Origin of the sequence: Arthrobacter zhaoxinii, from assembly GCF_025244925.1 — a bacterium.
Classification (GTDB): Bacteria; Actinomycetota; Actinomycetes; order Actinomycetales; family Micrococcaceae; genus Arthrobacter_B; species Arthrobacter_B zhaoxinii.
In genome coordinates, this window is record NZ_CP104275.1 from 2,665,182 (window position 1) to 2,690,402 (window position 25,221).

Here is a 25,221-nt window from a genome sequence, read left to right on the forward strand (position 1 = left end):
GAAGGTATCTGCCGTGTGTGAGAGATGCCACGGCAAAGCAAAGGCCCCGCCCCCGGAAGTGACTTCCAAGGGCGGGACCCGGGCCGTTTTCCGCACGGTGAGGTGCGGAGCAGGGCTAATTAGTGCTGGTGACCGTGGTCATCATCCTGTTCAGCCGGCTTGTCCACCACGAGGGCTTCGGTGGTGAGCACCAGCGAAGCGATCGAGGCAGCATTGCGCAGTGCCGAGCGGGTGACCTTGACCGGGTCGATGATGCCGGCAGCAATGAGGTCTTCGTACTCGCCGGTGGCGGCGTTGAAACCGTTGTTGATTTCCAGCTCGCCAACCTTGGCAACGACGACCATGCCTTCGGAACCGGCATTCTCGGCGATCCAGCGCAGCGGCTGGGCCAGTGCACGGCGGACCAGGCCGACGGCGGTGGCGGCGTCGCCCTGCAGCTTCGTCACCTCCGGATCGGTGTCCAGTGCGCGGGCGGCGTGGACCAGTGCGGAACCGCCGCCGGCCACGATGCCTTCTTCGAGTGCGGCGCGGGTGGAGGAAACGGCATCTTCGATGCGGTGCTTCTTTTCCTTCAGTTCCACCTCGGTGGCTGCACCCACGCGGATGACGCCGATACCGCCGGAGAGCTTGGCCAGGCGTTCCTGCAGCTTCTCGCGGTCCCAGTCGGAATCGGTGCGCTCAATCTCGGCACGGATCTGTGCCACGCGGTCGGCGACGTCGGCTTCGGAGCCCGTGCCGTCAACAATCGTGGTGTTGTCCTTGGTGACCGTGATGCGGCGGGCGGAGCCCAGCACCTCAAGGCCAACCTGGTCCAGCTTCAGGCCGAGGTCGGGGCTGACCACCTGCGCGCCGGTGAGGGTCGCGATGTCCTGCATCATGGCCTTGCGGCGGTCACCGAAGCCCGGTGCCTTGACGGCGACGACGTTCAGGGTGCCGCGGATCTTGTTGACCACCAGGGTGGACAGGGCTTCCCCGTCAACGTCTTCGGCGATGATGAACAGCGGTTTGGAGGTCTGCAGTGCCTTTTCCAGCAGCGGCAGGAACTCGGCAACCGAGGAGATCTTGCCGGAGTTGATCAGGATCAGCGCGTCTTCGAGGACGGCTTCCTGGCGCTCGGCGTCGGTGACGAAGTACGGCGAGAGGTAACCCTTGTCGAACTGCATGCCCTCGGTGATGGCCAGTTCGGTCTGCGTCGAGGAGGACTCCTCGATCGTGATCACGCCGTCCTTGCCGACCGTGTCGAAGGCCTGGGCCAGCAGTTCGCCGATTTCCGTGCTCTGCGCGGAGATGGCGGCAACGTGGGCAACCTGGTTGCCTTCAACTTCCTTGGCGTTCTCCAGCAGGCGCTTGGCAACGGCGTCGACGGACACCTCGATGCCCCGCTTGAGCTGCCCGGGGGCAGCACCGGCGGCAACGTTGCGCAGGCCTTCCTTGACCAGGGCCTGTGCGAGCACGGTGGCCGTGGTGGTGCCGTCGCCGGCAACATCGTTGGTCTTGGTGGCAACTTCCTTGGCCAGCTGTGCGCCGAGGTTCTCGTACGGGTCTTCCAGCTCAACTTCGCGGGCAATCGTGACGCCGTCGTTGGTGATGGTGGGAGCGCCCCAGGTCTTGGCCAGGACGACGTTGCGGCCGCGCGGGCCGAGGGTCACCTTGACCGTGTTGGCGAGCTTATCGACGCCGGCTTCGAGCGAGCGGCGGGCGGAGTCATTGAACTCCAACTGCTTTGCCATGTGTGTGTCCTTTCCGACAACTACATCTGCATCAGAAAACCCCGGCCAGAATCTTGGCCGGGGTTTTCCAGGGGAACTACTTTACGACGACGGCCAGCACGTCGCGGGCGGACAGCACCAGGTATTCCTGGCCGCCGTGCTTGACTTCGGTTCCGCCGTACTTGGAGTAAATGACTACGTCGCCTTCGGCAACGTCAACCGGGACGCGGTTGCCGTTGTCATCAACGCGGCCGGGTCCAACTGCAACTACTTCACCCTCCTGGGGCTTTTCCTTTGCAGTATCCGGGATAACGAGGCCGGAAGCAGTGGTCTGCTCGGCTTCGAGCGGGCGGACAACAATACGATCCTCAAGGGGCTTAATAGAGACCGACACTCGGGCTCTCCTTTGCGTAGTTTCTAACGGAATGGGGCCGTTGGTCTGGCGCTGGCCGTCGTCGCGGTGCCGGTTCGCGCTTTCCCTTCGGGAGTTAGCACCCTCACGTTCGGAGTGCTAACTCAGACTTTATGCAACGGTTAGCACTCGGTCAAGGTGAGTGCCAGCACGCCCCGGTTTCCCCGCCCCTGCCCGCGGACTGCCGGGCCCCGGATGCGTAAACGGAATTTGCTTAGGCTCACCTAAGCGGGATAGCTTTCATCTGCGCGCACTATTAGAAAACATTTCTGTGCCCTATTCCCCCGGGTAGGCACAACGACTCTTACCGGAGCCCCCATGATTCCCAAGTCCCGCCTGCTGGCCGGAACCGCCCTTGTATCCCTCCTCGCGCTCAGCGCCTGCTCCACTGAAGCAGCAGATGCCGACGTCGAGTCCGCGCAGGCTAAAACCGTGACGGTTGAGCATGCCCAGGGAAGCACCGAAGTTCCGGTGAACCCGGAGACGGTCTACACCTTCGACCTCGGTGCCCTCGACACCATGGATGCCCTCGACATCGACGTCGACGGCGTGCCCGCCGCCAACTTCCCGGAGAGCCTCGCCAAGTACGGCGCCGAAGAGATCACCAAGATCGGCAGCATGAAGGAGCCCGATTTTGAGGCGATCAACGCCGGAGCTCCCGACCTGATCATCATTTCCGGCCGGGTGGCCGACTCCTATGACGAGCTGAGCGAGATTGCCCCGACCATCGACCTGAGCGTCGACAACGCCGACGCCTGGAGCTCCTTCACGGAGAACACCCAGACCCTCGGCACGATCTTCGAAAAGGAAGACCTGGTCGAAGAGAAGCTGAATGCCCTCGAAGGCAAGGTTGAAGACACCAAGGAACTGGCAGCCGATGCCGGCAACGGCCTGATCGTCCTGACCAGCGGCGGCGAAATGACCGCTTACGGCGCGGGCTCGCGCTTCGGCATCATCCACGACGTCCTCGGCGTCACGCCGGCCGCAGAGGTCAAGTCCGAAGGTGCCCACGGCGAAAAGGTTTCCTTCAACTACGTCGCGGATACCAACCCGGACCACCTGTTCGTGATTGACCGCGACGTCGCCGTCGGCACCTCGGGTGAAGCCGCCTCCGCCGTACTGGACAACGATCTGGTCAAGAGCACCAAGGCTGCGCAGAACGACAACATCACCATGCTGGATTCCGCCAGCTGGTACCTGGTCGGATACGGCCTGAACAATGTGGACACCATGGTTAACACCGTCCACGACGCTCTCTAGCCGCACTTTTGCTCTCCGCGGCCCGGAACTCCGGTGCCGGGCCGCGGAGGAACTGGACACCGATATATGACCGCCCCCGCCGCGCCGGCGAAAAAACCGGCCTCCGCTTCCGCCGCCGCTCCCCCGGAACGGCGGCGCTTTGTGCGTTCACGCGCCGCACTGGCCCTGGGAATCTGCCTCGTCATCCTCCTGGCGGCCGTCAGCCTCTTTGTAGGCGTCGGCGACCTGTCGCTGTCCTCGCTTCTGGCTGGGGACCCCACCACGCACATGCTGTTCTGGGCCAGCCAGCTCCCCCGCACACTGAGTATCGTCCTTGCGGGGATGGCACTGAGCGTGGCCGGCCTGATCATGCAGCTGATGGCCCGGAACAAGTTCGTGGAACCTTCCACCGTCGGCACGGTCGAATCGGCGCAGCTGGGGATCCTGGCGGTGACCGTACTGCTGCCCGGCGCCTCCATGTTTATGAAGATGTCCACCGCATCGGTCTTTGCCGCGGCCGGAACCGCGCTCTTCCTGCTGGTACTGCGACGGATCCCGCTGCGCAACACCTTGATCGTCCCCCTGGTGGGCATCATGCTCGGCGGCGTGATTTCCGCCGTCACCACCTTCTTCGCCTACCGCACCGACCTCCTGCAGACACTCAACAGCTGGATGGTCGGCGACTTCTCCGGTGTCCTGCGGGGCCGCTACGAACTGCTCTGGATTGTGGGCGCCCTGACCGTCATCGGATACCTGGCGGCGGACCGGTTCACGGTTGCGGGCATGGGAGCCGACTTCACCACCAACCTCGGCCTGAACTACAACCGGGTCATGGCGCTCGGACTGGTCATTGTCTCCCTCATCAGCGCCGTTGTGGTGGTCAGCGTCGGCTCCATCCCCTTCCTGGGCCTCATCGTGCCCAACCTGGTGTCCCTGCTGATCGGTGACAATGTCCGCCGGGCAGTGCCCTGGGTTGCCGTCTTCGGGGCGGGCTTCGTCCTGCTCTGCGACATCATCGGGCGCACCATCCGCTACCCCTACGAAATCCCGGTCGGCGTTGTGGTCTCCGCGGTAGGCAGCGTCATCTTCCTGTACCTCCTCCTACGCAAGCGCGGTTCCCATGCCTGAGACCTCCACCAACGCGCTGCCCGCTGCACTGACCGGACACCGCCGGCATCCGGTCCGGACCGTTCCGGCGAAGTTCTGGATCATCACCCTCGGCATCGCCGCAGCGGCGCTGATTGCGGTGTTTATGACCATCGAGCTGCGCGGCAACCTCGGCTACGCGCTGCCCCGCCGGGCGGTCAAGGTCGGCTCCATGATCCTGGTGGCCTACGCCGTGGGCGTCTCCACCGTCCTGTTCCAGACAGTCACTGCGAACCGGATCCTGACGCCGTCGATCATGGGCTTTGACGCGCTCTACGTGCTGATCCAGACCGTCCTGGTGTTTACCCTGGGCGGCGGCGCCCTGCTGTCACTGGGCGCACCGGTCCGTTTCTGCCTCGAAGTGCTGCTGATGGTCGGATTCTCGTTCCTGCTCTACCGCTGGCTCTTCACCGGCGGCGGGAAATCGCTGCACCTGATGCTCCTGGTCGGCATTGTCTTCGGCACCATGTTCCGCGGCTTCTCCTCGCTGCTGCAGGTGCTCATCGACCCCAGCGAGTTCATCATCCTGCAGGACCTGTTCTTCGCGAGCTTCAACAATGTGGACGCCGCCCTGCTGGGCTACTCCGCCGCCGCCGTCGCACTGGTCAGCGCCCTGGCCTGGCGGATGCGCCACTCCTTCGATGTCCTGGCCCTGGGCCGGGATACCGCGGTGAACCTCGGAGTGGACCACAAACGGGCAGTGACGCTCACGCTGATTATCTGCTCCGTGCTCGTCGCGGTGTCCACGGCGCTGGTGGGACCGGTGACGTTCTTCGGCCTACTGGTGGCCTCGCTGGCCTATCAGCTGTGTGCCAACTTCCGGCACGCCGCGGTACTGCCCATCGCCGTACTGCTGGGAATCATCGCCCTGGTGGGCGGCCAGCTGGTGCTGGAGCGGATCTTCGATTTCGACACCGCGCTGAGCATCGTCATCGAATTCGTGGGCGGCATCGTGTTCCTCGTCTTGCTCCTGAGGGGAAAGGTGAAATGACCTTCCTCCCCCTGCACCATTCGAAAGGCCCCGCCTCATGATCTCCGTCAACGGCGTTACCAAGCGCTATTCCTCCACGGTTGTTGTGGACGGGGTGAGCTGCGGGATCAAGGAAGGCGGCATCACCTCGATCATCGGACCCAACGGTGCCGGCAAGTCGACCCTGCTGTCCATGATCAGCCGCCTGCTCCCCATGGACTCTGGGTCGGTTACCGTGGACGGGCTCGACGTCGTTTCCACCCCGGGCCGGGACCTCGCCCGGAAGATGGCCATCCTGCGCCAGGACAACCAGCTCACCGTGCGCCTGACGGTGCGGGACCTGGTGGGGTTCGGCCGCTACCCGCACAACGGCGGCCGGCCGGGTCCAGCGGACAAGGTCTCCATCGAGACGGCCATGGCCTACCTGGACCTGACGGCACTGGCGGACCGGTTTGTGGACGAGCTCTCCGGCGGCCAGCGGCAGCGGGCGTTCATTGCCATGGTGCTGGCCCAGGACACGGACTACCTGCTGCTCGATGAGCCGTTGAACAACCTGGACATGAAGCACTCCGTGGAAATGATGCGGCTGCTGCGCCGGCTCACGGACGACTTCGGGAAGACCGTGGTCCTGGTCATCCACGACATCAACTTCGCCTCCTGCTATTCCGACGACATCATCGCCATGCGCGACGGCCGGCTGATCCACCAGGGGCCGCCGTCGGCCATCATGCAGCCGGAGGTCCTGAAGGACATTTACGACATCGATATCCGGATCGAGGAGATCGACGGCAACCGGATCGGCGTCTACTTCGCCTGACGGGCCTTACCGGGGGGCCGCCGGCAGAAACTGCACTGCCCGGGCAGGCAGTATGGGCCGTGTGCATTGTGCCGTCCCGCGCGGCGCTCCTAGGTTGGAATCCGTCGCACTTCTGCGGCCCTTCGGGGAAGGACCTGCCATGGAGCCCAAACTGCGTGTCGGCATTCGGTTTGATCTTGACCGCCGCATGGCACGGCTGGAAGTCCGCGGACGCGTCACCGAACAAAACAGCAGGGTGCTTTACGTCCTTGTGCGGAGGGCCAACACTGCCCTTCCCGGCCTCACGGTGCTCCTGGACCTGCGCCGCGCTACGGTAACCGAGGACGCGATGGCCGGCCTGGTCCGCAGCTCGGAAACCGGGTCCCTCCCCGTGCCCGTCGTGCACATCAAAGGCGGGACGCTGGCGCCCCGCCAACTGAGCATCCTCGCTCCGGCGGCATAGCCCCGGCAGGCTAGACGGCAGCTGCGGCAAGCCGCTCCACGGCCTCGGCCAGGACCTCCGGGGAGCAGGCGAAGTTCAGCCGGACAAACCCGGCGCCCTGGTGTCCGAACCGCAGCCCCGGTTCCAGCGCCACCCGTGCCCGTTCCAGGGCCGCCGCCGCTGGATCATCACCCCAGCCGAGGGCCCGGAAATCCAGCCAGGCGAGGTAGCCGGCCGAGGGCGGACGGTATCCCGTGCCCGGCAGCCGCTCCGCCAGAAGCTCGGCCAGCAGGGTCCGGTTCGCGGCGAGGGACTCCATCACTCCGGCAAGCCACGGACCGCCGTCGTTATAGGCCGCTGCCGTGGCATGCAGGCCGAGGATGCTGGTGCGCGCGGAGACTTCCTCGGGCATGGAGGCCAGCATCAGCCGGGTCCGCTCGCTCTGCGCCACCATCACGGCGCACTTGGTGCCGGCGATGTTCCAGGCCTTACTGGCAGCGGTGACGCAGAGGCCGTATTCCCGCGCGTTCTCCGAGACGGCGAGGTACGGGGTGAACTCCCCTGCTTCGTACGTCAGCGGGGCGTGGATCTCGTCGCTGATTACGGCCACGCCGTACTTCGCCGAAAGGTCCGCGAGCGCCCGCAGGGTATCGGCGGAATGTACCAGTCCCAGCGGATTGTGCGGGTTGCACAGCAGCAGGGCATCGGCGCCGCGGGCAAAGGCCCGCTCCAGCCCGGCAAGGTCCAGTGCCCACCCGTCGCCGTCGGACAGGAGCGGTACTTCCATGACCAGGGAATCCGCTTCCAGCGGCAGCTCAAAGAACGGCGGATAGACGGGCGGAGTGATGATGACGACACCGTCCACGGGTACGGCCTGGCGCAGGCACTCCACAATCGCCACACTCACATCCGTGGTGCTCCGTACATCCCCGGGGTCCACCGCCCAGGCCCAGGTCCGCGCAGCATACCCCGAGAAGGCCTCCGCCACCGGCTGAGGTCCGGCGATATATCCGGTGTCGGAGGCTAGCACCCGGTCAATGATGGCCTGCTGCACCGGTCCGGCCAGCGGATAGTCCATTTCGGCCACGAACAGCGGCAGCACGTCCGCCGGATAGGTCTGCCATTTGTAGCTGGTACGCGCCCGCAGTGCAGCCAGCGGCTCGGCGGCGATCTTCGTCATGCCGCCCAACCTACAGCTAACGTGCCCGCAGGCAGAACAACTAGGCTGGAGGGCATGCCCGATACTTCCCTTGCCCATGTTCTGACCCCCGAGGGATGGCAGCTGCTGAACTCGCTTCCCCCCTATCTCGAATCCGAGTCCCTGAAGCTGAACACGGACCTGCGCAAGGCCGGGCATGCCCCCGAGCTGGTGGCCGCCGTCCTGACGCAGGCAAAACTGCGGATGAAGGCCCGCGGAAAGTTCGGTCCGTTCGCCGAGCACATGGTCTTCACACAGCCCGGCCTGGAACAGGCCACCCGCCTGAACGTAGCCGCCCTGCACGCCCGCCGCTACCAGGAGGCCGGGCTGGATAAGGTCGCGGACCTCGGCTGCGGCATCGGCGCCGATTCCCTGGCCCTGGCCACCCTGGACCGGCAGGTGACCGCCGTCGAGCTGGATGAAATCACCGCCGCGGCAGCAACCATCAACCTCATGCCCTGGCCGGAGGCCACGGTGGTCCAGGGCCGCGCCGAGGACTTCGACCTGACCGGGTTCGACGGCGTCTGGCTGGATCCGGCGCGCAGGACCACGTCGACGTCGGGTACCACCCGCATCTTCGATCCGGAGGCCTTCTCCCCTCCCCTGTCCTTCGTGGAATCGCTGGCGGATGCCGGCCTGCCCGTCGGAGTGAAGATGGGACCCGGCATCCCGCACGAGGCGCTGCCCGCCAACTGCGAGGCGCAGTGGGTGTCCGTGGACGGAGACGTCACCGAGGCCACCCTGTGGTTCAACGCGCTGCGCCGCGAGGGCGTCCGGCGGGCCGCCCTGGTGATCGGCTCCGGGGGCGCGGCGGAACTGACCTCGCCGGTGGATTACGACGCCGGTGCCCAGGACGTGGCCATGGGTCCGGTCGAAGGCTACCTGTATGAACCCGACGGCGCCGTGATCCGTGCCGGGCTGGTGGCCGACGTCGCGGCCACCCTGGACGGACACCTCCTGGATCCGCACATCGCCTACATCTGCGCCCCGGAACTGCGCGAAACCCCCTTCGCCCGTGCCTACCGGATCCTCGACGTACGCCCGTACAACATCAGGGCGCTGAAGGCCTGGGTCCGGGAAAACCGCATCGGTGTCCTGGACATCAAGAAGCGCGGCATGTCCGTGACGCCGGAGGAGGTCCGCAAGGCCCTGCTTACGGGCTCCGGTAAAGGTCCGAACAAAGCCACGCTGGTCCTCACCCGGATCGGCGAGGACCGTGTGGCCCTGGTGGTGGAACCGGTGCCGGCCGCCTAGGCGGTACGGCCCCGGGCGTAGATGCCTGCCCCGGGCGTAGATGCCTGCCCCGGACGGTCAGGCGCGGGAGAACTCGCCGGCTTCGCGCACCTGCTCCGGTGTCGGCCGGAGACCGGTGTAGAGCACGAACTGTTCCTCGGCCTGGATGGCAATTACCTCGGCACCGGTAATCACCGGTTTCCCGGCGGCCCGTGCCGCGGCGATCAGCGGGGTTTCGGCGGGCAGCGCGACGACGTCGAACACCGTTTTCGCCCCGGCCACCGCGTCGTCGCCGAAGGACTGCACGTCCTCGTCCTGCCCGGCCATGCCCAGCGGGGTGACGTTGATCAGCAGGTCCGCAGTGGAGGTCCCCGGTTCCGCCTGCCAGGCGAAGTCGTAGAGGTCCGCCAGCGCCCGGCCGGTGGCCTCGTTGCGGGCAACCACCGTGACATCGGAGAACCCGGCGTCCCGCAGGGCGGCTGCCACTGCCTTGGCCATGCCGCCGGAACCGCGCAGCAGCACTGAGTGCGTGACCGGCACCCGGTGGTCCCGCAGCAGCCGGGCGATGGCCAGGTAGTCGGTGTTGTAGGCGGTGAGCACGCCGTCGTCGTTGACGATGGTGTTCACGGAACTGATGGCTTCCGCGGACGGATCCATCCGGTCCACCAGGGCAATCACGTCCTCCTTGTACGGCATGGAGACGGCGCAGCCGCGGATGGGCAGGCCCCGCACCCCGGCAATGGCCTGCGCCAGGTCCGCGGGGGCGAAGGCCTTGTAGACGTAGTTCAGGCCCAGCTGGTCATACAGGTAGTTGTGGAAGCGCGTGCCGATGTTGCTCGGCCGCGCGGCCAGGGAAATGCACAGGGTCATGTCTTTGTTCAGGATCGGCATCCACCCATTATGTCCGTGCAGGTGCCGTCTCCCCCGGGTTTGGCGGCCGGTTCCGGGCCGAGGCCCGGCAACCGCGCGTGCGGCTATAGGATTGATAAGGTTCTCAACGCAGTGATGCGGGTCCGGGTACTTCAGTGGTAACGCATAAAGCAGGAGACAGTTTGGAAATCGAGTTCGCCAAATCGGCCCAGTCAACACTGGGAGTCGAGTGGGAACTGGCCCTCGTGGACGGCACCACCGGAGATCTGGTCTCCGTGGCGGATGAAGTGCTGCGTGGTGTGAACGTCAATGACCCCGCACTGCGGGAAGACGACGAGCATCCGCACATCAAGCAGGAACTGCTGGAGAACACCGTTGAACTGGTGACCGGCATCTGCAGCACGGTGGCGGAGGCCAAGGCGGATCTTTCCCGCTCCCTCGCAGCAGTGCGGCGGGTGACGGACCCCATGGGGGTGGAGCTGTTCTGTGCCGGGTCCCACCCGTTCAGCACCCCGCGCTCGCAGCCGGTCACGGACAAGGAACGCTACGCCAAGCTCATCGACCGGACCCAGTGGTGGGGCCAGCAGATGCTCATTTACGGCGTGCATGTCCACGTGGGCCTGGACAGCCGGGACAAGGTCCTGCCCGTCCTGGACGGGCTGGTGAACTACTTCCCGCACTTCCAGGCGCTGTCTGCTTCCTCCCCCTACTGGTCCGGGGATGACACCGGCTACGCCTCCCAGCGGGCCCTGATGTTCCAGCAGCTGCCCACCGCGGGGCTGCCGTTCCAGTTCGCGTCCTGGAGCGAGTACGAGTCCTACGTGCAGGACATGTTCACCACCGGAGTCATCGACTCAATCAGTGAAATCCGCTGGGACATCCGCCCCGTCCCGGGACTGGGCACCATTGAGATGCGGGTCTGCGACGGGCTGGCGGATATCCAGGACGTGGGCGCCATTGCTGCCCTGACCCAGTGCCTGGTGCACGAGTTCTCTTCGATCATCGACGCCGGCGGCACCATCCCCACCATGCCGCCCTGGCACGTCCAGGAAAACAAGTGGCGGGCAGCCCGCTACGGCCTGGAAGCCATCGTCATCCTCGACGCCGAGGGCAACGAGAAGCTGGTCACCGATCACCTGCTCGAGGACGTCCTCCCCCGGCTGACGCCGATTGCCGCCGAGCTGGGCTGCAGCGCCGAACTGGCCGACGTCCGGACCATCATTGAGCGGGGCGCCGGCTACCAGCAGCAGCGCCGCGTAGCGCAGGAGAACGACGGCGACCTGCGCGCCGTTGTCTTCGACGGTATCCGCCGGCTCCGCGGAGCCTAAGCATCCACAGAGAAGGGCCCCGGCGAACCATCGCCGGGGCCCTTCTGCATTGCGGCCGGGCTAGGCCGGGGCTGCAGCGAGGTGGATGCTGGTGACCGGCAGTGACGGGTCCGTGCCGAAGCCGATCCCCGAAGGTTCACCGCCGGCCATAACCACCTGCGCGCCCAGCGCCGCGACCATGGCGCCGTTGTCCGTGCACAGGGAGATCGGCGGCACGCGGAGCGTGATGCCCGCCGCGGCGCAGCGCTCACCGGTCAGCTCCCGCAGCCGGGAGTTCGCGGCCACTCCGCCGCCCAGGAGCAGGTTGGTAATTCCGTGCTCGGTGCAGGCCAGTACCGCCTTGGCCGTAATCACGTCCACCACGGCTTCCTGGAAGGACGCGGCAATGTCCGCCACGGGCAGCTCCTGGCCTGCCGCCTCGTACTGCTCCACGCAGCGGGCCACGGCGGTCTTGAGGCCGGAGAAGGACCAGTCGTAGCGGTGCGGCCCCGGAGCTTCGGCGGTGCCCATGTATTTGGGCTGGGTCAGTCCGCGCGGGAACCGGATGGCCTTGGGGTTGCCCTCGCGTGCCAGCCGGTCGATGGCCGGACCGCCGGGGTAGCCCAGCCCGAGGATGCGGGCCACCTTGTCATAGGCCTCGCCCGCGGCGTCGTCGATGGTGGAACCGAGCAGTTCCACGTCGGAAGTCAGGTCCGCCACACGCAGGATCTCGGTATGTCCGCCGGAGACCAGCAGCGCACCGAGGTTCTCCGGCAGCTCGCCGCCGTCGAGCACGCCCACGCCTACGTGGGCCACCAGGTGGTTGATCGCATAGAGCGGCTTCCCGGTGGCCAGGGCCAGGGCCTTGGCGGCGCTGACCCCCACCATCAGTGCCCCGGACAGGCCGGGGCCGGAGGTCACCGCAATCGCGTCCAGCTCCGCCAGGGTCACTCCTGCTTCGGCCAGCGCCGCCTGCAGGGCCGGGACCATCGCATCGAGGTGCGCGCGGGACGCGATCTCGGGGATGACGCCCCCGAACCGGACGTGTTCGTCCATGGAGGAGGACACCGTGTTGGTCAGCAGGTCGGTCCCCCGGACAATGCCGATCCCGGTCTCGTCGCAGGAGGATTCGATGCCGAGCACCAGGGGGTCGGTGCGGTTCATTTACTGTCCTTCGTTTCTGTGGCAGTCCCGGCCGTCGGCGCGCCGGACCACCCGGCCAGGGGCAGGCGCATGATCAGGGCGGAGGCGCCGTCGCGGTAATAGCGCGGCCGGACGTGGATCTGTTCAAAGCCGAACCAGCGGTACAGGCGCTGGGCGCGGGGGTTGTCGTCCCGGACTTCCAGGAGTACGTCGTCGGCGCCGCGCTGCTTCGCCTCGTCCACCAGGGTGGTGAGCAGCCGCGAGCCGATGCCTGCGCCTTCGCTTTCGGGGACGACGGCGATGGTCTGGACATCCGCGATCGGCAGCACGCACATCAGGCCGGCATAGCCGATGACGGTGCCGGCCGGGTCCACCGCCACGTAGTAGGAGCGGGTGGACGTCTGCGCCAGCTCGTCGTGGAACATCTGCAGCGGCCACGCGTCGACGGGGAACAGCCGCCGTTCCAGGGCATCGACCGCGGGAATGTCTTCGGCGTCCATCCGCCGGATGCGCACGGTTCCGGGGGCGGTCACAGGGCGCGCTTCCGCGGGCCGGGAACCTTGGCGTCGGACTCACGCAGGTACAGCGGGGTGCTGGGCAGCAGCGGCAGTCCCCGCACCAGGCGGACGACGGCGGTGCGCCCCAGTGCGGCGGCGGTGGGCTGCGCATCGGCAAAACCCTCCACCGCGTGCAGGGCTTCGGGGTACAAGCCGGCCCCTGCTCCGTAGACGGGGAGCGCGGGAACTTCGGCGGGGTCCGTCACGTGCGGGCCGTCCAGCAGTTCGGGGGTGCCGCCGGTGCTGCGGTAGGCAGCCCAGTAGACCTCTTTGCGGCGGGCATCGGTGGCGACGGCGAACTCGTCGATGCCGTGGCGCCACGCATCCAGGGCAGCGTCCACGGCAATGGCATCCAGGCTCATCACTCCGTGCAGCGGCTTGTCCCACGCGAAGGCCAGGGTCCGCGCGGTGGCGATCCCGGCGCGCAGCCCGGTGAAGGGACCGGGTCCAACCCCCACAACCAGGGCGTCCAGGTCCGGTCCGGCAACCCCGGCGTCGGCCAGCAGGCCGGCGATGGCGGGGGCGAGGACTTCGGCATGGGAACGGGTGTCTTCGCTGGCGAAGGACGCCAGGACCTCTGACTCCCCGTTGAGCAGTGCCGCACTGGCTATGGCGGAGGTATCAATGGAGAGAATCAGCACGGTTCCTATTCTACGGCGCTGCCCGCGGGACGGATTTCGCCCGACCCCCGCCGCCACAGCCCCCAGTACCGTCAGCCCGGTCAGCCCGGTCAGCCCGCCCCGGTCCAGCGGCCCACCCGGGTCCGGCACCCCGGCGTCCGTCAGGCCAGGTCCGGGGCCTGCTGCCAGCGCGGTCCGAAGCCGGCCAGCCGGATGGTGCGTTCCTCGTCAGTGTCTTCGGCGGAGAAGTCAGTGGAGAAGTCCATGGACGGGGCCGTCCCGGTGTCACGCGGGCCGGTCCCGGTGGCTGTTCCCGGACCGCCCCCGACTGCACGGATCAGGGTGATTTCCAGCCGGCTGTCGGAGAGGTGCTCCACCAGCCCCCGGCCCCATTCGACCACGGTGACGGAACGGTCCATGGAGGCCTCGAGGTCAATGTCGTCGACTTCGCCTTCGGAGCCCAGCCGGTAGGCATCCACGTGGATGAGGTCAGGTCCGTCGCCCAGGTTCGGGTGCTCGCGGACCAGGACGAAGGTGGGCGAAATGATGCCCGGACGCACACCGAGTCCGGCGCCGAGCCCCTGGGTGAAGGTGGTCTTGCCGGCGCCGAGTTCACCGGTGAGCAACAGCAGGTCCCCCGGGCGCAGGACACGGCCGAGCCGTTCGGCGAGCGCCTGGGTTTCGTCGGCGCCGGACGTGCGGTATTCCGCTTCCCATACTGGCGTGTCCGTGCCCGTCACGGGGCCTCTACCGCCTGTGCCGCGTGCGTCTCCGGGTCTGTGGCGCCTTCCGGGGCCGTAGTACTTTCCGGCGCCGCCTCCAGGGCAATGGGCAGCCCTTCGGTGTCCCCTGCCCCGCCGCGGGGTTCGCTGTCGATGTAGGTGCGCGGCACGCGGCCGCCGATCCTGCTGATGATCTCGTAGTTGATGCTGCCGGCTGCGGAGGCCCACTCATCAACGCTTGGCTGGCCCTCTCCGCCGAAGAGGACGGCTTCCCGTCCCACGAGCGAGTCCGGGGTACCGGCGATACCGGTCCGGCGCAGGTCAATCACCATTTGGTCCATGGCAACGCGTCCCACCACCGGATACACCTGCCCGTCCACCTGCACGGGACCGCCGGTGGCGACGCGCGGGATACCGTCGGCGTACCCCAGCGGGATGAGGGCCAGGGTTGTGGGCTCCTGGGTCCGGTAATGCAGGCCATAGGAAACACCCTGGTCGGCAGGTACTTCCTTGCAGGCCGCAATGGTGGTCTTCACCGTCATGGCCGGCCGCAGGCCCAGTTCCGCCGAGGTCTGTCCTGCAAAGGGCGAGAGCCCGTACATGCCCAGTCCGATCCGGACCAGGTCAAAGTGCGCATCGGGACGGGAGAGGGCTCCGGGAGTGTTCGCGATATGCCGCACCTCGCGGTCCACACCTGCGTCTTCGGCGACGGCGACAGCGTCACGGAACTTCTGCAGCTGCTCATCGGTTTCCGGACGGTGTGGTTCATCCGCTACGGCAAAGTGGGAGAAGATCCCCACAACCCGCAGGAGGCCTTCCTCCTGATAGGCCAGCGCCCTGCCGACGAAGGCTTCCCAGAGGTCTTCCGGGCAGCCGTTGCGGCCCAGTCCGGTGTCGATTTTCAGGTGTACGCGGGCCGGCATTTCCAGTTCCCGGGCGGCCGCGACCACCTCTTCCAGATCCCAGCCGGAAACCCCCAGATCCACGTTGGCCCGGATGGCTTCACCGAATTCCGCCTCACGGGTATGCAGCCAGGCGAGTACGGGTTCGGTGATGCCGGCGGTCCGGAGCGCCAGCGCTTCGCTGATATGGGCGACTCCGAGCCAGGCCGCCCCGGCGGAGACCGCGGCCCGCGCGGTCTCCACCGCACCGTGCCCGTACGCATCGGCCTTGACTACTGCCATGACGCGGGCGGGACTGACCACATGGGACAGATGGCGGACATTATGCCGGATGGCAGCCAGGTCGATAACGGCAGTACGCTCGGCCGGCGCCGGGAATTCAGGGTAGTTCACGACCCTATTGTTTCACTCCTGCCAGCCTCCAGGGTGCGGTACATGATGTGCAGCCCGGTGAACCCCTCGGTTGGATGCCGGAAGGCCCCGGGCACCGTGGCAAGGATGGAAAATCCCAGGGACTGCCAGAGCTTCACCGCCCGTGTGTTGGTTTCCACCACGGCATTGAACTGCATGGACCGGTAGCCCCGGCGCGCAGCCTCGGCCAGGACGTGTTCGGCCAATGCCCTGGCGATGCCCTGTCCGCTGAACTCGGCGGCGGTCATAAAGGACGCGTTGGCTACGTGGCTGCCGTTGCCGGACCTGTTGGGGTGCAGCTGGGCGGTGCCTGCCACCGCTCCGTCCTTCTCGGCCACGAACACCACCGTAGGGGCAGGCTCCAGCCACAGCTGCCGGGCCTGCTCCTCGGTGGTATCGGTGTCCCAGCAGTAGGTTTCCCCGGCACGCACGATGGGTTCCATCAGGCTCCAGATGCCCGGCCAGTCAGCCGGCCGGGCCTCCCGGATGGTCAGTGCGGCCATTTACGCCTCGAGGGCTGCTGCCCACAGGTTGATCTTGGAGTCGACGGCGTATTCGTCGATCCGGCGCAGTTCATCCGCGGTGAACTCCAGGTTGTTCACTGCTGCCAGCGAGTCCTCCAGCTGCTTCACGCTGGAGGCGCCGATGAGGGCGGACGTGATGGACGCGCCGTCGGGCCGGGTGCGCAGGACCCAGGCGATGGCCATTTGGGCCAGGCTCTGGCCGCGGGATTCGGCAATGCTGTTCAGCCCGCGGACCCGTTCCAGGTTTTCCTCCGAAAGCTGGGACTGGTCCAGTGACTTGCCGGCGGCGGCGCGGGAGTCTTCCGGCACACCGTTGAGGTACTTGTTGGTGAGCAGGCCCTGGGCCAGCGGCGAGAAGGCAATCGATCCGGCGCCTACTTCCTGCAGTGCCGCGAACAGATCCGGCTCCCCGTCCTCCACCCAGCGGTTGAGCATGGAATAGGACGGCTGGTGGATGAGCAGCGGGGTGCCCATTTCACGCAGGATCCGGGCCGCCTCGATGGTCTTTTCCGGCGAGTAGGAGGAGATGCCCGCGTAGAGCGCCCGGCCGGAGCGCACGGCTGTGTCCAGGGCGCCCATGGTTTCCTCCAGCGGGGTCTCCGGATCCGGGCGGTGGCTGTAGAAAATGTCCACGTAATCCAGGCCCATGCGTTCCAGGGACTGGTCCAGGGAGGAAAGCAGGTACTTGCGGGATCCCCAGTTTCCGTAGGGGCCCGGCCACATGTCGTATCCGGCCTTGCTGGAAATCACCAGCTGGTCGCGGTACGGACCGAAGTCGTCCCGGAAGTGCCGGCCGAAGTTGGTTTCGGCGGAGCCGTAGGGCGGGCCGTAGTTGTTGGCCAGATCGAAGTGGGTGACACCGAGATCGAACGCGCGGCGCAGGATGGCCCGCTGGGTTTCGAAGGGCTTGTCATCACCAAAGTTGTGCCACAGCCCCAGCGAGACCGCCGGCAGCTGGAGTCCGCTCTGTCCGACGCGGCGGTAGGGCATGGATTCGTATCGGTTGTCTGCAGCAACATAAGTCATGGGCACCATACTGCCACTGTTGCCGGGCTCACGTCGCCGGGCCGTTCTCCTGCTCCGGGGCCCGGTTAAGCCGCTGCAGCCGGCACCCGCAGTTACCTGCGGGTGCCGGCTGCAGCGGCAGGCCGGGGTTTGCTATCCGGCCAGAATCGCCGCACCGTACGCGGGGAGCTGCACGGTATCGCCATCGAGTTCCACCGGAGCGGTCTCGAGCAGCACGTCCGGCCGCCTGCCGAACGGAAGCGGCACCTCGCGCGGGGCGTCGGCAAAGTTCAGCGCCACTGCCGTGGAACCGCGCTGCAGAACCAGCCAGCCGCCCGCCTCGTCATAGTCCACGCGGACGTTGCGCAGGTCCGGATCCATCAGGTCGGGGGTTTCCCGGCGCAGCGTCAGGAGCCTGCGGTACAGGTCCAGCAGCCGCCCGTGGTCCCCCTCTTCCGCCTCGGACCAGTCCAGCTTCGAGTTGGTGAAGGTCGTCGGATCCTGCGGATTGGGAACCGTGGCCGGATCCCAGCCCATCCGCTCGAATTCCTTCAGGCGGCCCTCGGCCGTGGCCTTGCCCAGCTCGGGTTCCGGATGGGACGTGAAGAACTGCCAGGGCGTGGACGCCCCGAACTCCTCGCCCATAAACAGCATGGGGGTAAACGGCGAGGCCAGGCTCAGCACCGCACCGAGGGCGAGCTGCTCGTACCCCAGGGTCGCGCTCAGCCGGTCACCGGCGGCCCGGTTGCCGATCTGGTCGTGGTTCTGGATGGCGGTGACCAGCTGGCGTGCGGTCACCACCTCCTTGTCCAGGGGACGGCCGTGTCCGCGTTCCCGGAAGGTCGAGAACGTTCCGTTGTGGAAGAACCCTTCCTGCAGGACCTTCGCCAACGCACCAACCGAGTCGAAGTCCTCGTAGTAGCCGCCGTTTTCACCGGTGAGGTTGGTGTGGGCGGCATGGTGGAAGTCATCGGACCACTGGCCCGCAAGGCCGTAGCCGTTGACGTTCCGCGGGGTAATGAGCCGGGGGTTGTTCAGGTCCGACTCCGCGACCAGGAACAGCGGCTTGCCCAGGGCTTCGGCGCATTCGTCCGTCGCGGCGGCCATCTCTTCGAGGATGTGCACTGCCCGTTCGTCGTGCAGGGCGTGCACCGCATCCAGCCGCAGTCCATCCACGTGGTAGTCGCGGAACCACATCAGGACGTTGTCCACGATGTACTCGCGGACGACGTCGGAGAGCGGGCCGTCCAGGTTGACCGAGTCCCCCCAGGTGTTCGACTTGCCCTCGGTGAGGTAGGGGCCGAACATCGGGAGGTAGTTGCCGCTGGGGCCCAGGTGGTTGTACACCACGTCCTGGATGACGCCGAGGCCCGCCTGGTGGGCCGCGTCCACGAAGCGCTGGTAGGCCTCGGGACCGCCGTAGGTCTCCTGCACGGCGTACCAGAGCACACCGTCATAACCCCAGTTGTGGGTTCCGTTGAACGCGTTGACCGGCAGCAGTTCGACAAAGCGGACCCCCAGGTCCACCAGGTAGTCCAGCCGGCCGATGGCTGCGTCCAAGGTTCCTTCGGGGGTGAAGGTGCCCACGTGCATTTCATAGATCGCGCTGCCGTCGAGGCCCGGGGAGACCCAATCGGAGTCGTGCCACTGGTACAGATCGGGATCGAAGGTGCGCGAAAGTGCGTGCACACCCTCGGGCTGCCGCCGGGACCGGGGGTCCGGCACGGGGGTCTCGGCGCCGTCAATGAGGTAGCCGTAGTCAATGTCCTCGGTGAGTTCGGCGTGCTGGACGTGCCACCAGCCGTTTTCGCCCCGGGTCATCGACAGGTGCCGGCCGTCGGCCAGCAGCGTTACGGTGCCGGCCTTGGGAGCCCACACATCGAAGTTGGTCCTCATTTGCCGTCCTCCCGAACAAGCAGGGCCACCGGATAGGTGCTGAACAGATCTGCAGCTGCCACCCGGCCGCTGCTGTCGTGCGTTTTCCCGGTAACCACGTCGCGGTAGGTGCCCGGTGCCAGGACGACGGCGGTGTCCTGCCATCCGCCGTCGCGCTCAAGCCCCAGCGGAAGACGGGTCACCAGCGTGACCGCACCGCCCCGGTCAAACCCGAAGAGGTGTTCAGCCGCGGATCCTTCCACCGCTACGGGAACGTACCCCGTGAACAGCTCGGGCCGGCCGTGCTTGAGCTGCAGCGCACGGGTGGTGACCAGCAGCTTCGCTGCCGCATCCTCGTCCACTGCGGGGGCACCGGCGTCGGCGAACGACGCCGCTACCTCGCGGCGGCGGGCAAAGTCCACCTCGCGGCGGTTGTCCGGGTCCACGAGCGAGCGGTCCCAGAATTCCGTGCCCTGGTAGACGTCGGGTACGCCGGGCATGGTCAGCTGCAGGAGCTTGGCCGACAGTGAATTGCTGTACCCGGCTTCGCGGATCCGTTCCACCAGTGCGGTGATCACCGCGCGAACGTCCGGGTTGTCGAACGCCGCATCAATGGCTGCATGCATCCGCTCTTCGAATTCGGCGTTGGGAGCCGTCCAGGTGGTGCTGCTGGAGGCTTCTCGGGCGGCCTTCTCTGCGTAGGCGTGCGCACGTTCCCGGCTCAGCGGCCAGGCCCCGACGAAGGTCTGCCAGAGCAGGTTCGCCATCGGCCCGTCATTCATCGGAGCCAGGGCATCGAGGCGCGTGAACGCCTCGCTCCACTCCCCCGGGATTTCCGCGAGTACGGAGATCCGGGCGCGGGTGTCCTCGCTGCGCTTGGTGTCATGCGTGGTCAGGGCCGTCATGGCTGCCGGCTGTTCCAGCTGCCGGCGGATCAGGCGCGTGTGCATGTCAAACGGCGCCACCGAGAAGTGCGCCGGGTCGGCGCCCACCTCGTTCAGGGACGTCAGGCGGGAGTAACGGTAGAACGCCGTGTCCTCGACGCCCTTGGCCATCACCATGCCGGAGGTCTGCTGGAAGCGGACTGCGAGCTCGCCCAGGCGGGAAAGGGAAACCTCGGTTTCTCCGTCCGCCAGCGGGTTCAGCAGCCCATGCAGGCGATCCAGCGCGGCCGCGAGATCCGGCCGGTGGACCTTGGCCGCAATCACGGCGTCGGTCAGGTACCCGGCGCCTTCGGGCAGGTAGCTGCGGTAGACCGGGAAGCAGGCCAGCAGCTCCGCGAGCGCATCTGCAGCCGTTTCCGGGTCCAGCCCGCTGTCCGCCGGGAGCAGGCGCACGAGGCGCTGCACCTCGGAGTGCAGCAGGTTGTCTGCGATGACCCGCTTGGTGCCGTGGATCATCTGTGCGTACGGTTCCATCGGCACCAGTGCGGTCAGCGTGTCACTGCCCGCCGGGTCCACGAACAACCGGTCAATGTCGGCCAGCGCGTCGTAGCCGGTGGTGCCTTCGGTTTCCCAGTCCGCGGCGAGCTTTTCGCCCGGTTCCAGGATCTTTTCGACGAGGATGTAGGCACCGCCGGTGATCTCGCGCAGCCGTGCCAGGTAGCCCTTGGGATCGGCAAGACCGTCCGGATGGTCGATGCGCAGGCCGTCCACGAGGCCTTCGTCGAACCAGCGCTTGATTTCGGCGTGTGCCTCGTCAAAGACCCAGGGCTCTTCCACGCGGATACCGGCCAGGGTGTTGACCCCGAAGAACCGGCGGTAGTTCAGCTCATTGTCGGCGCGGCGCCAGTTCACCAGTTCGTAGGACTGGCGGGCGTGCACGTCCTGCGCGCTGTCCCCTTCCGAGGCAGTGCCTTCGGCCACCGGGAACCGGTGGTCGTAGTAGTGCAGTTCGTTGCCCGCCAGCTTGAGCTGCTCGAGCTCGTTGTCGCCGTCGCCCAGGACGGGCAGCCGCAGCTTTCCGTTCCCGGCGTCCCAGTCAATGTCGAAGGCCTCGGCATACCGGGAGCTGCGGCCTTCGGCCAGCACGGACCACCACCACGGATTCCGGAACGGGGTGGCGATGCCCATGTGGTTGGGCACAATATCCACCAGCACGCCGAGACCCGCCGAGTGGGCGGCGTCGGAGAGGGCCTTCAGCCCCTCCGCTCCGCCGCGGGTCGGGTCGACGGCTGAGGGGTCGGTGACGTCATAGCCGTGATCCGAGCCCGCTTCCGCCGTGAGGATGGGTGAAAGGTAGACCCAGTCCACTCCCAGGTCAGCCAGGTACGGCACCAGCTCCGCGGCGTCGAACAGGGTGAAGGACGGACGGATCTGGAGGCGGTACGTGGAGAGCGGTGTCCTCATTCAGCAGCCTCTGTGTTCTGGGCTGCCATGGCAGCGAGTGACGCCGCCACGGAGTGGTCGTGCTCCTCTTCCTCAGCGTGTGCCCGCAGGACCACCATCGACTTGGCAGCCACGGTCATCTGCGCGTCAGCGGCAACCGGCTCGGAGTCCGCGTATTCACCGGCGGTGTCGATGACCGTGTCCCACATCGGGGCGTATTCCTTGGCCGGAAGGGTGATCTTCACTGCTTCGTCGTGCGCGTTGAAGTACAGCAGGAAGTTCAGGTCCGTGATGCGCTGTCCACGTGCGTCCTTGCCGGAAATGCCCTGGCCGTTCAGGAACACGCCCAGGGAACGGCTGACCGGGGTGTCCCAGTCATCCGGGGACATGGTGGAGCCGTCCTCGTTCAGCCAGACGATGTCCGGCAGTGCCTCGCCCTCGCCCCGCCGGACCGGTCGTCCGTCGAAGAAGCGGCGGCGGCGGAACGTGGGGTGTTCGGCGCGCAGGGTGTTGACCGCTGCGGTGAATTCCAGGAGCGGCGCATCCATGGTCTCCCAGTTGATCCAGCTCAGCTCGGAGTCCTGCGCATAGGTGTTGTTGTTACCCTGCTGCGTCCGGCCCAGCTCATCGCCGTGGGCGATCATCGGCACGCCCTGCGAAAGGAGCAGGGTGGCAATGAAGTTGCGCTGCTGGCGTGCGCGCAGCGACAGGACCGAGGGATCATCCGTGGGGCCCTCAACGCCGCAGTTCCAGGACCGGTTGTGGGACTCGCCGTCGTTGTTGTCTTCGCCGTTGGCCTCGTTGTGCTTTTCGTTGTAGGCCACGAGGTCATGCATCGTGAAGCCGTCGTGGGCGGTGACGAAGTTGATGGACGCCACGGGGCGGCGTGCGGAGGACTCGTAGAGGTCCGCGGAGCCCGTGATACGGGAAGCGAACTCGCCCAGTGTGGAGGGTTCTCCGCGCCAGAAATCGCGGACGGTGTCCCGGTACTTGCCGTTCCATTCGGTCCACTGCGGGGGGAAGTTGCCCACCTGGTAGCCGCCGGGACCAACGTCCCACGGCTCGGCGATCAGCTTGACCTGGGAAACTACCGGGTCCTGCTGCACCAGTTCGAAGAAGGCGGAGAGGCGGTCGACGTCGTAGAACTCGCGGGCCAGCGTCGAGGCCAGGTCAAAGCGGAAGCCGTCGACGTGCATTTCGGTGACCCAGTAACGCAGCGAATCCATCAGCAGCTGCAGCGAGTGCGGGTTGCCCACGTTGAGGGAGTTGCCGGTACCGGTGTAGTCCATGTAGTACTTCTTGTCGTCTTCCACCAGCCGGTAGTAGGACGCGTTGTCGATGCCACGGAAGGACAGCGTGGGACCCATGTGGTTGCCCTCGGCCGTGTGGTTGTAGACCACGTCGAGGATGACTTCGATGCCGGCCAGGTGCAGCGCACGGACCATGGCCTTGAACTCCTGGACCTGCTGGCCCTGGTCGCCGGTGGCGCTGTAGGTGTTGTGCGGGGCGAAGAAGCCGATGGTGTTGTAGCCCCAGTAGTTCGACAGCCCCTTTTCCTGCAGGGTGGAGTCGTTGACGAACTGGTGCACGGGCATCAGTTCGATCGCGGTGATCCCGAGCTTCTGCAGGTGTGCGATCACGGAGGGATGGGCAACGCCGGCATAGGTGCCGCGCTGGTCCTCGGGCACGTCGGGGTGCGTTTCCGTGAGGCCCTTGACGTGCGCCTCGTAGATCACGGTCTGGTGGTACGGGATCTTCGGCTTCCGGTCCCCGTCCCAGTCGAAGAACGGGTTGATGACGACGCCCATCATCATGTGCGGGGCGGAGTCCTCGTCATTGCGCGAGTGTTCGTCGCCGAAGTTGTAGCCGAACAGCGCCTGGTCCCAGTCGATCTCGCCGGCAACGGCCTTGGCGTAGGGGTCCAGCAGCAGCTTGTTCGGGTTGCACCGGTTGCCGTTCTCCGGATCGTTCGGCCCGTCCACGCGGTAACCGTACTTCTGCCCCGGCATGACCTGCGGCAGGTAGCAGTGCCAGACATACCCGTCGACCTCAGTCAGGCGGACCTGGTGCTCGGTGCCGTCCTCATCGAACAGGCACAGGATTACGGAATCTGCCACCTCGCTGTAAAGCGCGAAGTTGGTGCCGTTTCCGTCGTAGGTTGCGCCCAGCGGATAGGCATCTCCCGGCCAAACTTCCATGTAGTGCTCCTGACTAGTTCCCTGACAACACGTAATTGATATGTCTACTTACTTTTTTACCCCAGAGTTGGAGCTTACTTGAATTTGCGGTGCGACTGCTTGGTGAGATTCGCAACAATCGCCCGGATCCGGGGCTCCAGCAGTGACGGCTGAACCGGACCGTCGGCGGCTGCCAGCGTTCCGGCCCGGCCGTGCAGGTGGGCTGCAGCTGCCGCCAGGCGGGCGTAGTGGCCCGGTCCCCGTTCGGAGTCCGGCGTCCGGTCGGTGGCCAGCAGCGCGCCCAGGATGCCGGAGAGCGTGTCGCCGCTCCCCGCCGTCGCAAGCCACGGCGTGGCCTCGGCCTGGCTGTACAGTTCGCCGGTGGGAGCGGCGGCCAGCGTGGCCCACCCCTTGAGCAGGACGGTGGCACCGGTGCGTGCGGCCGCCAGGCGGGCGTAACGGATCGGATCGGCTTCGATCTCCGCGCGGTCGGCGTCCTCGCCCAGGGACCGCAGCAGCGCAGTGAGTTCACCGGCATGCGGGGTCAGGATGACGGCCGGGTGCAGGCCGGGTGCCACGACGCCGATCGCGTCGGCGTCGATCACGGCCGGCAGCCCCGAGGCCATGGCGTCCCGGGCCCGGCGGCGCTGGTCTTCGTCCTTGCCGGCGCCGGGTCCGGCGACCCAGGCCTGGACGTGGATGTCCGCGACCGCGTCCGAACTGCAGACCGCTTCCGGGTGCGCCAGGTTGATTAGCCGGGCCACCGTCGCGGGTCCCAGGTAGCGGAGCATGCCGACGCCGGTGGCGAGGGCTGCTCCCGCGGCCATCAGCGCTGCTCCGGGGTAGGTCTCCGAGCCGGCGGCTACACCGAGGACGCCGCGGCTGTATTTCTGGTCCGCGGGGGTGGGAACCGGCAGGAGCCCGGCCAGGTCTTCGGCCTGCAGCCGGTAGGCGTCCGGGGTTCCGAGGTGCGGGCCGAGCCCGATGTCGATGCACCGGATTTCCCCGGCCGCTGCCGCGCCGGGCCCGGCCAGCAGTCCCGTCTTGACGGCGCCGAAGGTGACTGTGAGGTCCGCCTGCAGGCAGGTTCCCGCCACCCGGCCGGAATCGGCATCAACTCCGCTGGGCAGGTCGCAGGCCACGACCAGCGGGGCCTTTCCCTGCAGCCGGGCCGTGTTCAGTGCCTCCGCGAGTATCCGGGCGGGTCCGCGGAGCCCGCCGCTGCCGCCGGTGCCCAGGACGCCGTCGAGCACGGCGTCGGCGGCCAGCGCGGCGCCGGAAACCGCTGCGGCGTTGGACTCGGTAAGGGCGAGGGTCTTTCCGCCCTGTGCCCGGAAGGCCGCCAGCGCTTCGGGGTGGGCTGCGGCAGACGTAAGCACCGCCGTCGCCGCCGCTCCGCGCCGGGCAAGCCGGGCGGCCGCGTACAGCGCATCGCCGCCGTTGTTGCCGCTGCCGGCAAGCACGGTGACGCTCGAACCGTAGATCCGGCCTCGGCGGGCCGTCAGTGAGGCGGCAGCGGCGGCGTACAGCCCGTAGGCTGCACGCTGCATCAGTTCCCCGCCCCGGCCTGCGGCCAGCAGCGGGGCTTCGGACCTGCGGACCGCGGTACCGGTATACGCACGAATCATGCGCTTCG

At 66.9% G+C, this 25,221-nt stretch carries 22 protein-coding genes; 7 read left to right on the forward strand and 15 right to left on the reverse strand.

Annotated features, from left to right (window positions below; all coding sequences use genetic code 11):
* Positions 1-119 precede the first annotated feature (119 nt).
* Both groL and groES read right to left on the reverse strand, forming a co-directional pair.
* Positions 120-1,730 (reverse strand): chaperonin GroEL, encoded by a 1,611-nt coding sequence (gene groL, locus N2K95_RS12375; protein WP_255790430.1) that lies wholly within the window; start codon positions 1,728-1,730, stop codon positions 120-122.
* A 76-nt stretch (positions 1,731-1,806) separates the two neighbouring features.
* A complete protein-coding gene (gene groES / locus N2K95_RS12380; protein WP_087076694.1) occupies positions 1,807-2,103 on the reverse strand; it encodes a co-chaperone GroES in 297 nt (98 codons plus the stop codon).
* A 336-nt stretch (positions 2,104-2,439) separates the two neighbouring features.
* Here groES and N2K95_RS12385 point away from each other — a divergent pair, with 336 nt between their 5' ends.
* The 5 genes from N2K95_RS12385 (at position 2,440) to N2K95_RS12405 (ending at position 6,735) form a co-directional block, all read left to right on the forward strand.
* Entirely contained in the window at positions 2,440-3,381 is a 942-nt protein-coding gene (locus tag N2K95_RS12385) for a siderophore ABC transporter substrate-binding protein (RefSeq protein ID WP_260651801.1), read from the forward strand.
* Between the two features lie 66 nt (positions 3,382-3,447).
* A complete protein-coding gene (locus N2K95_RS12390; RefSeq protein ID WP_260651802.1) occupies positions 3,448-4,488 on the forward strand; it encodes an ABC transporter permease in 1,041 nt (346 codons plus the stop codon).
* Entirely contained in the window at positions 4,481-5,497 is a 1,017-nt protein-coding gene (locus N2K95_RS12395) for an iron chelate uptake ABC transporter family permease subunit (RefSeq protein ID WP_260651803.1), read from the forward strand. Before N2K95_RS12390 ends, N2K95_RS12395 begins: the two co-directional genes overlap by 8 nt.
* Before the next feature lie 37 nt (positions 5,498-5,534).
* Positions 5,535-6,293: an iron ABC transporter ATP-binding protein gene (locus N2K95_RS12400; RefSeq protein ID WP_260651804.1), complete on the forward strand. Its 759-nt coding sequence runs from the start codon at positions 5,535-5,537 to the stop codon at positions 6,291-6,293.
* Between the two features lie 139 nt (positions 6,294-6,432).
* Positions 6,433-6,735, forward strand: coding sequence for a hypothetical protein (locus N2K95_RS12405; protein WP_260651805.1), 303 nt, complete (start codon positions 6,433-6,435; stop codon positions 6,733-6,735).
* 10 nt (positions 6,736-6,745) lie between these two features.
* Here N2K95_RS12405 and N2K95_RS12410 read toward each other — a convergent pair whose 3' ends face one another.
* On the reverse strand, positions 6,746-7,894 hold the full coding sequence (locus tag N2K95_RS12410) for a MalY/PatB family protein (protein ID WP_260651806.1): 1,149 nt from the start codon (positions 7,892-7,894) through the stop codon (positions 6,746-6,748).
* 54 nt (positions 7,895-7,948) lie between these two features.
* On the opposite strand from N2K95_RS12410, the gene N2K95_RS12415 reads away from it, so the two are divergent.
* Positions 7,949-9,166 carry a class I SAM-dependent methyltransferase gene (locus tag N2K95_RS12415; RefSeq protein ID WP_260651807.1) on the forward strand — a complete coding sequence of 406 codons (1,218 nt, stop codon included), beginning with the start codon at positions 7,949-7,951 and terminating at the stop codon, positions 9,164-9,166.
* Positions 9,167-9,223: 57 nt separating this feature from the next.
* Here the strand turns inward: N2K95_RS12415 and N2K95_RS12420 are convergent, their stop codons facing one another.
* The gene (locus N2K95_RS12420) at positions 9,224-10,036 is read right to left on the reverse strand and encodes a shikimate 5-dehydrogenase (protein ID WP_260651808.1); all 813 of its coding nucleotides are present in this window, start codon (positions 10,034-10,036) and stop codon (positions 9,224-9,226) included.
* A 161-nt stretch (positions 10,037-10,197) separates the two neighbouring features.
* Here N2K95_RS12420 and N2K95_RS12425 point away from each other — a divergent pair, with 161 nt between their 5' ends.
* The gene (locus N2K95_RS12425; RefSeq protein WP_260651809.1) at positions 10,198-11,343 is read left to right on the forward strand and encodes a glutamate--cysteine ligase; all 1,146 of its coding nucleotides are present in this window, start codon (positions 10,198-10,200) and stop codon (positions 11,341-11,343) included.
* Positions 11,344-11,403: 60 nt separating this feature from the next.
* Here N2K95_RS12425 and tsaD read toward each other — a convergent pair whose 3' ends face one another.
* The 11 genes from tsaD to N2K95_RS12480 all read right to left on the reverse strand — a co-directional run bounded on the left by tsaD (position 11,404) and on the right by N2K95_RS12480 (position 25,213).
* A complete protein-coding gene (tsaD, locus tag N2K95_RS12430) occupies positions 11,404-12,486 on the reverse strand; it encodes a tRNA (adenosine(37)-N6)-threonylcarbamoyltransferase complex transferase subunit TsaD (RefSeq protein WP_255790446.1) in 1,083 nt (360 codons plus the stop codon).
* On the reverse strand, positions 12,483-12,965 hold the full coding sequence (gene rimI / locus N2K95_RS12435; RefSeq protein ID WP_260653802.1) for a ribosomal protein S18-alanine N-acetyltransferase: 483 nt from the start codon (positions 12,963-12,965) through the stop codon (positions 12,483-12,485). Before rimI ends, tsaD begins: the two co-directional genes overlap by 4 nt.
* A 29-nt stretch (positions 12,966-12,994) precedes the next feature.
* On the reverse strand, positions 12,995-13,663 hold the full coding sequence (tsaB, locus tag N2K95_RS12440; protein WP_260651810.1) for a tRNA (adenosine(37)-N6)-threonylcarbamoyltransferase complex dimerization subunit type 1 TsaB: 669 nt from the start codon (positions 13,661-13,663) through the stop codon (positions 12,995-12,997).
* 140 nt (positions 13,664-13,803) lie between these two features.
* The gene (gene tsaE / locus N2K95_RS12445; RefSeq protein WP_260651811.1) at positions 13,804-14,382 is read right to left on the reverse strand and encodes a tRNA (adenosine(37)-N6)-threonylcarbamoyltransferase complex ATPase subunit type 1 TsaE; all 579 of its coding nucleotides are present in this window, start codon (positions 14,380-14,382) and stop codon (positions 13,804-13,806) included.
* Positions 14,379-15,659 carry an alanine racemase gene (gene alr / locus N2K95_RS12450; RefSeq protein ID WP_260651812.1) on the reverse strand — a complete coding sequence of 427 codons (1,281 nt, stop codon included), beginning with the start codon at positions 15,657-15,659 and terminating at the stop codon, positions 14,379-14,381. Before alr ends, tsaE begins: the two co-directional genes overlap by 4 nt.
* The gene (locus N2K95_RS12455) at positions 15,656-16,180 is read right to left on the reverse strand and encodes a GNAT family N-acetyltransferase (protein WP_260651813.1); all 525 of its coding nucleotides are present in this window, start codon (positions 16,178-16,180) and stop codon (positions 15,656-15,658) included. The genes alr and N2K95_RS12455 overlap by 4 nt, the downstream gene beginning before the upstream one ends.
* Complete coding sequence (gene mgrA, locus N2K95_RS12460; RefSeq protein WP_260651814.1) at positions 16,181-17,227, reverse strand: L-glyceraldehyde 3-phosphate reductase; 1,047 nt, start codon at positions 17,225-17,227, stop codon at positions 16,181-16,183.
* A gap of 132 nt (positions 17,228-17,359) precedes the next feature.
* Entirely contained in the window at positions 17,360-19,102 is a 1,743-nt protein-coding gene (treZ, locus tag N2K95_RS12465) for a malto-oligosyltrehalose trehalohydrolase (RefSeq protein ID WP_260651815.1), read from the reverse strand.
* Positions 19,099-21,429 carry a malto-oligosyltrehalose synthase gene (gene treY / locus N2K95_RS12470; RefSeq protein ID WP_260651816.1) on the reverse strand — a complete coding sequence of 777 codons (2,331 nt, stop codon included), beginning with the start codon at positions 21,427-21,429 and terminating at the stop codon, positions 19,099-19,101. The genes treZ and treY overlap by 4 nt, the downstream gene beginning before the upstream one ends.
* The gene (gene glgX, locus N2K95_RS12475) at positions 21,426-23,606 is read right to left on the reverse strand and encodes a glycogen debranching protein GlgX (RefSeq protein ID WP_260651817.1); all 2,181 of its coding nucleotides are present in this window, start codon (positions 23,604-23,606) and stop codon (positions 21,426-21,428) included. Before glgX ends, treY begins: the two co-directional genes overlap by 4 nt.
* 74 nt (positions 23,607-23,680) lie before the next feature.
* On the reverse strand, positions 23,681-25,213 hold the full coding sequence (locus tag N2K95_RS12480) for an NAD(P)H-hydrate epimerase (RefSeq protein ID WP_260651818.1): 1,533 nt from the start codon (positions 25,211-25,213) through the stop codon (positions 23,681-23,683).
* Positions 25,214-25,221: the final 8 nt, after the last annotated feature.

Excerpts from the sequence above, each read along its gene's own strand:
- N2K95_RS12420 (WP_260651808.1), bottom strand. The coding sequence starts at position 10,036 with ATGCCGATCCTGAACAAAGACATGACCCTGTGCATTTCCCTGGCCGCG.
- N2K95_RS12390 (WP_260651802.1), top strand. The coding sequence starts at position 3,448 with ATGACCGCCCCCGCCGCGCCGGCGAAAAAACCGGCCTCCGCTTCCGCC.
- N2K95_RS12455 (WP_260651813.1), bottom strand. The coding sequence starts at position 16,180 with ATGGCCGCACTGACCATCCGGGAGGCCCGGCCGGCTGACTGGCCGGGC.
- treZ (WP_260651815.1), bottom strand. The coding sequence starts at position 19,102 with ATGAGGACCAACTTCGATGTGTGGGCTCCCAAGGCCGGCACCGTAACG.
- N2K95_RS12400 (WP_260651804.1), top strand. The coding sequence starts at position 5,535 with ATGATCTCCGTCAACGGCGTTACCAAGCGCTATTCCTCCACGGTTGTT.
- treY (WP_260651816.1), bottom strand. The coding sequence starts at position 21,429 with ATGAGGACACCGCTCTCCACGTACCGCCTCCAGATCCGTCCGTCCTTC.
- N2K95_RS12405 (WP_260651805.1), top strand. The coding sequence starts at position 6,433 with ATGGAGCCCAAACTGCGTGTCGGCATTCGGTTTGATCTTGACCGCCGC.
- N2K95_RS12385 (WP_260651801.1), top strand. The coding sequence starts at position 2,440 with ATGATTCCCAAGTCCCGCCTGCTGGCCGGAACCGCCCTTGTATCCCTC.
- N2K95_RS12395 (WP_260651803.1), top strand. The coding sequence starts at position 4,481 with ATGCCTGAGACCTCCACCAACGCGCTGCCCGCTGCACTGACCGGACAC.
- N2K95_RS12410 (WP_260651806.1), bottom strand. The coding sequence starts at position 7,894 with ATGACGAAGATCGCCGCCGAGCCGCTGGCTGCACTGCGGGCGCGTACC.
- glgX (WP_260651817.1), bottom strand. The coding sequence starts at position 23,606 with ATGGAAGTTTGGCCGGGAGATGCCTATCCGCTGGGCGCAACCTACGAC.
- mgrA (WP_260651814.1), bottom strand. The coding sequence starts at position 17,227 with ATGACTTATGTTGCTGCAGACAACCGATACGAATCCATGCCCTACCGC.
- tsaD (WP_255790446.1), bottom strand. The coding sequence starts at position 12,486 with ATGAACCGCACCGACCCCCTGGTGCTCGGCATCGAATCCTCCTGCGAC.
- rimI (WP_260653802.1), bottom strand. The coding sequence starts at position 12,965 with ATGGACGCCGAAGACATTCCCGCGGTCGATGCCCTGGAACGGCGGCTG.
- N2K95_RS12480 (WP_260651818.1), bottom strand. The coding sequence starts at position 25,213 with ATGATTCGTGCGTATACCGGTACCGCGGTCCGCAGGTCCGAAGCCCCG.
- N2K95_RS12415 (WP_260651807.1), top strand. The coding sequence starts at position 7,949 with ATGCCCGATACTTCCCTTGCCCATGTTCTGACCCCCGAGGGATGGCAG.
- groL (WP_255790430.1), bottom strand. The coding sequence starts at position 1,730 with ATGGCAAAGCAGTTGGAGTTCAATGACTCCGCCCGCCGCTCGCTCGAA.